At 57.0% G+C, this 4,732-nt stretch carries 4 protein-coding genes; 3 read left to right on the top strand and 1 reads right to left on the bottom strand.

Annotated elements, in window-relative coordinates; all coding sequences use genetic code 11:
• Positions 1–1,522, top strand: a 1,522-nt coding sequence (locus tag HV681_RS27610; RefSeq protein WP_175126276.1) for a hypothetical protein, incomplete at its 5' end; no start/stop codon positions are given.
• Complete coding sequence (locus tag HV681_RS27615) at positions 1,519–2,418, top strand: hypothetical protein (protein ID WP_175126277.1); 900 nt, start codon at positions 1,519–1,521, stop codon at positions 2,416–2,418. The genes HV681_RS27610 and HV681_RS27615, both read left to right, overlap by 4 nt.
• Here HV681_RS27615 and HV681_RS28225 read toward each other — a convergent pair.
• Entirely contained in the window at positions 2,354–2,887 is a 534-nt protein-coding gene (locus tag HV681_RS28225; protein ID WP_302478758.1) for a hypothetical protein, read from the bottom strand. The two genes, HV681_RS27615 and HV681_RS28225, sit on opposite strands and share 65 nt — an antisense overlap.
• A 684-nt stretch (positions 2,888–3,571) precedes the next feature.
• On the opposite strand from HV681_RS28225, the gene HV681_RS27625 reads away from it, so the two are divergent.
• Positions 3,572–4,732 (top strand): toxin VasX (locus HV681_RS27625; RefSeq protein ID WP_175126279.1); only part of this gene is annotated, 1,161 nt, incomplete at its 3' end.

Genomic DNA, 4,732 nt, shown 5'->3' on the forward strand with positions numbered 1-4,732 from the left:
ATTTGCTGAAGTCCGTGTTGGCAGCACGATCGTCACGTACCGCGTGTCCAGCGCTGAGGCGCGCTTTCAATACGCCCAGTTTCATGGTGAGCAACACATGAACACCGAACGGCTCAGAAAGTGGGGTATTACGGTCAAGCGGCCATTGCGCAATCAGGCGGCGTCGGTGCTTCTTTACGAAGAGGTGCGCGTGGGCGACCAGGTGAAACGCATTTCTTCCGCTCCATCCACAGCGAACAATCGACAGCCGTTCCAACTTGAAGGAAATGTTTTCAGTCGTATGCTGGAGCAGACCCGTCAAAGTCGAGCTTACGGCGCCGCGCAGGCTGGAATTGTGCGCGCGGAATATGGGTTCACAGGCCTTGCTGCCGTATCAGCCATCATGGCACTGCGCTCTTCAATCAGAGATCTCGTGAACGGGAAGGATGATCGGTCGCTTGTAGGGATGGTTAACGGCGTCAGCGCATTAGCGGCAGTGGCAGCTGTGATTAGCTCCGGTTTGTTGGTGAAGGGCGATCTGATCCAACTACATGCGTTGGCGAAAGGGAAGTCACTTGCTTTAGCTCGATTAGCCGCTTTCGAAGTGCGAAGACTAGCAACGATGTATGGCGCAGGAGCTGCTGGCCTTGGAGCTGTCGCCGACGGAATACGTGCTGCTATCGCATTCACGACGCAGCAAAATTTCGAAGCGGGCCGAATGTATCTTGCGTCTGCTGGGTGCGGAGTGTTGGCGACTGCGGGCTTGGCTTTAAGCGCCTCCGGCACCGTCCTTGGCATTATCGGACCAGTCGGCTGGGTCGTGCTGGCCTTCATCGCCACTGTTGGAGTAATTTATTTCAGCATCCAGGCCGCTTTCGCGAAGTTTCAGCCCGACGAAGTCTGGTTGGCCCACTGTTATTGGAGTCGGGGAGATCGAGCATATCGCTATAAATCTATGGACCAGGAACTCGCTGCTTTTCACGGCGCCGTCTACGGCGTTCGCGTTGTAGCGAGTTGGGAGACGCCCTCGATGTCGGCGCGCGACATCATAATCCGCAGTATCCCTGTCTACGGTCTCTGGCAAGACAGCGTTGATCTAAAGCGTGCTGCGGCCAAGGAAGGCATAGGGACGCTTTCCCTATCTGTAGTTCTGCCCGCGTATCCCACTTTAAACGAAGGGCCGCCGCTCATAAGCCATGACGATGTTTTCCAATACACGCTCAATGCCAGGAGACACGGTCAAAGCCTGAATATAGTCCGCGGACCCATCGCAACTGGTCCGAGTTACCGCTTTCCGTATGACACGGAATGCATGGTCGTTGGTAAGGACTACATTCGAGACGGTACCCGCCATGTAAGTTGGCAAATTACTATGCGGGCAGACACGGAGATCATGCTGGATTACTGTTACAGGCCGGATATCGTGAACGAACCTGGCCTCGCGATGTTCCCACAGCAGGAGCCGCTTGTCTTTACACACGGTACGTGGCTCACAGATCCCATCGACGAAGCGCTGCTTGCTCCAGTCCAGGAGCCTAAATGATGCGGACTACCAAGCAGCTTCGGCAGCTCCGCCCAACGTTCAGGGACGTTCAGAGAAAGTGGCGGCTGTTTCGCTTCGCAAGTACGTTATTGCCACTGGACGCTGACTCACGCGAAACGCCCACCATCGAAGCAACGCGATTCAATGAAAATTGCGTCGAAGTGGTTTCCGATACTTTGCAAACCGGAAAGGAGGGGGCGCTTCTACGAATTTTCGTTTTCTCTGGAATTTTTTTATTTCTCTATGCGTTGATCGGAGGCTTTGGCGGCTGGTCTGCAGGCGTGTTGATACTGTCACTTGGCCTCCCTGGTATTGGTCTTCTGTCGTTTTTCATTCCTCGTGTCTTGAGTCCGCGCTATCGATATCGTTGTTCGAAAGTGCGTTTTGATCGCCGTAGTCGTCGTGTCTACTATGTTCCGTATCCGGACGAAAGCTCGGAAGCGGTGTGGGAGCTTGATTGGGATCAGTTGCTGGGAATTCAATGGTCAACAGGTCAGGCGCAACCGTATCTTTACCTTGTTGGCTATACGTGCAACCTCCCCGAGCCTCAATTGGTCAAGATACCCGTAATTTTTAACGAGAAGATTTTCGGAACCCAGATCTGGGCTTGGCTTCATCTGTTTATGGATAAGGTCGGAAACCTTCCCCCACCAAAAATCATCCTCTTCCCTCAGAATCCGGGCGACGTGCTGATGCGCTATGGTGGCCGCCGGATCTTTAGGTCCCTAACGACGAGGAAGGGGTGGTTATGGTTGCCTGTGACGATCTGGGTGGATTTGGCGATTCTGCTTCTATACATGCCATCCTGGGCCTTGCCGCAACTGATCGTCCTCAAATATCCGGAGATTCAATTTCCGGAAGAGAACAATCGACATTGTGGCTTTTCTTCGGGCTAAACAAGAACGCAGATGCGCCATCGCATACTGCCGTGCCGCGGCGCCCAAAGTTTCGTAGATCTGCGCGTTGTAGCTGAGCTTGCGCACTACCTCTGCCATCGCCACGGCATCCGCGGGCGATGTCAGCGGCCCGCAGCGCGAAACCACACTGGCCAGCTCCGTACCGCGCGCCGCGCCGTAGAACACCGGGCGGCCGCTGGACAGGCATGCCGGTCAGTTTTGAGGGCATCACCAGGTCGGCGGCGCCGGCGCGTTGGGGCAGGAGGTGGATATCCGCAGTGCCCAGCAGCGCGCCCAAGCGTTCCGCAGGCTGCAGATCCAGAAAGATGACGCGCGTCAGGCCGCGGCATTTTTCCTGCAGCGCCGCGCGTTCCGGGCCCTGGCCGCAGAACAAAAACCACAGGCGGTCCTCGCGGTTGAGACGCCGCGCCACGTCCGCCAGAATCTGAAGACCCTGCTTGCCGCCCATATTCCCCGAATACAACGCGACGATGGGTTATCCGGAATGCCGAGCTGCCACGGTAATCGCCGCCTTCGGCCAGCGGCGTGATGGCGTTGAAAACGATCCAGTTGGGCAGCAGCACCGTACGGCCGGGATCGATGCTCGTGGAAAGCTCCAGGTCCAGCATGCGGTTCGAAATCGTGGATATGGGTCAAACCTGCGCGTTAGCCAGCGCTCTGTGCGCGCGTGATCGCTATCGCAGTAAATGTGGTTCCTTGAGTGGTGGTGCCGTCGGGTGAGTGCCATTGAGCATGGCAACACGCGTGGCTGGTCCTCGCCACCACCAAGCGAACGTTCTGAGAACCCGATCAAGTTCTCAGCCGCTGCACTTCAAAATCATACGTGTCTGATATCCAAGCCTGTGTTGGCATGCCGTAATGGCCGGGCGCGGGCTGAGCACTCATCGGGGATGAGAAAGGCCTGTCGTTCCCGGGAGCACGCCATTCCTATCCAATCCGATCTGCGGTTCACATTTGCCGTATACGACAAGTCCTTCGTCGTCGTCGATTTCACGTTGCAGAGAGGTCCGTCCAGGAACTTCGTGATGCATGTGGCCCTGGCTATCGCCAATGCGGCCGCCGACCTCCGCAATGTTCTTGATCACGCAGCGGCGCTCACGATCCGGTGTCACACCATCTTGAGGAAGCCGACATGACGCAGCCCTACAAGAAAGCACTGGGTCCCGACCGTCCCAATGAAAAACAACTGGGCAAGGCCATCTCACCGCCAGCGTGTCAGCGATGCGTGCCCATCTATCCTTTGCGCTATGGCGTTGCAGAGCGCTCCTGGGAAGAAGGCGTGTTTCCGACGCTTAGCACCGATGGCTATCCCGAGCTGGCCGCTGGCAAGGCATACGGTCTGCGCGTGCTGCGTCCCGGCGCCTACGTCTACCTATGCTATTTCCAGCACGGCCGTATGTGGACGCAGCACTATCAAGTCACCGATGACCTGCGCTTTGCACGCATATGGTGGACCCGCGAAGACGATCAGGATGACACCCCTGGGCGGCTCGCTCGCCCTGAGATCGCCAGCGCCAGACCCTATCTATCTGCCCCAGAGAGCAAGACAGCGGACGTTGTCTACCTGCTGACCAGTGAGACGATGCTCACCCATGCTCGGCTATGGCGCATTGAGAATGATGTCGATGGCATCCGCACCAAGTTGGCGACAACGGTCAGGCCGTCCGGTGGCGTTGAACAGCCCCACGCGCTCAACATTGCGCTGCTTGCTCACGCAACACCGGAACTGCGACGACCCGGCTCGAACGAAAAGCCGGGCTACACATGGAGCGAGATATCTCTCCCGGAGTCGTTCACGACCTACGATACCGTCATTCCAGGCGCTCACATCGAGCTTGTTCCCAGAAAGGATATCGTTCCGCTGGCGGTCGTACTGCACGACCCGATCGGCGTCGTGAGTGAATTGGCGCATCTCGTCGCTGTTGCCGCGGCAGATCGGCAAGTTTATGAAATCGATAACAATCACGCGTACACGAGCGCGACCGTCATCAAACAGTACTTGCAGAGCGTTCAGGAGCGGGCGACCCCGCAAGCCTACGCCAAAAGGCGAGATCTGGTTCGCTTCGATCAAAACAGCAATGCGGATGTCTTGTTCGGCAATGCGGTTCCATACATGCTGGCGTACGAAGAAGCCGTCAAGCGGAAACAGTCCGCCATCGATACGCTAGTGAACGACCTGGAGAGTTGGATCAAGACTGGCGGCAGCGCCATCGCCGACGATTGGCAGGATGGGTGGTTCAGCAAGGTGCTGTCCTGTTTCGACCTGGGCGCAAAAGAGAACGCGCAAGACTAC

The organism is Achromobacter animicus (genome assembly GCF_902859585.1).
Taxonomy (GTDB): domain Bacteria; phylum Pseudomonadota; class Gammaproteobacteria; order Burkholderiales; family Burkholderiaceae_B; genus Achromobacter; species Achromobacter animicus.

Bases quoted from the DNA above. Each gene is read 5' to 3' on its own strand.
- HV681_RS27615 (WP_175126277.1), top strand. From the start codon at position 1,519: ATGATGCGGACTACCAAGCAGCTTCGGCAGCTCCGCCCAACGTTCAGG.
- HV681_RS28225 (WP_302478758.1), bottom strand. From the start codon at position 2,887: ATGGGCGGCAAGCAGGGTCTTCAGATTCTGGCGGACGTGGCGCGGCGT.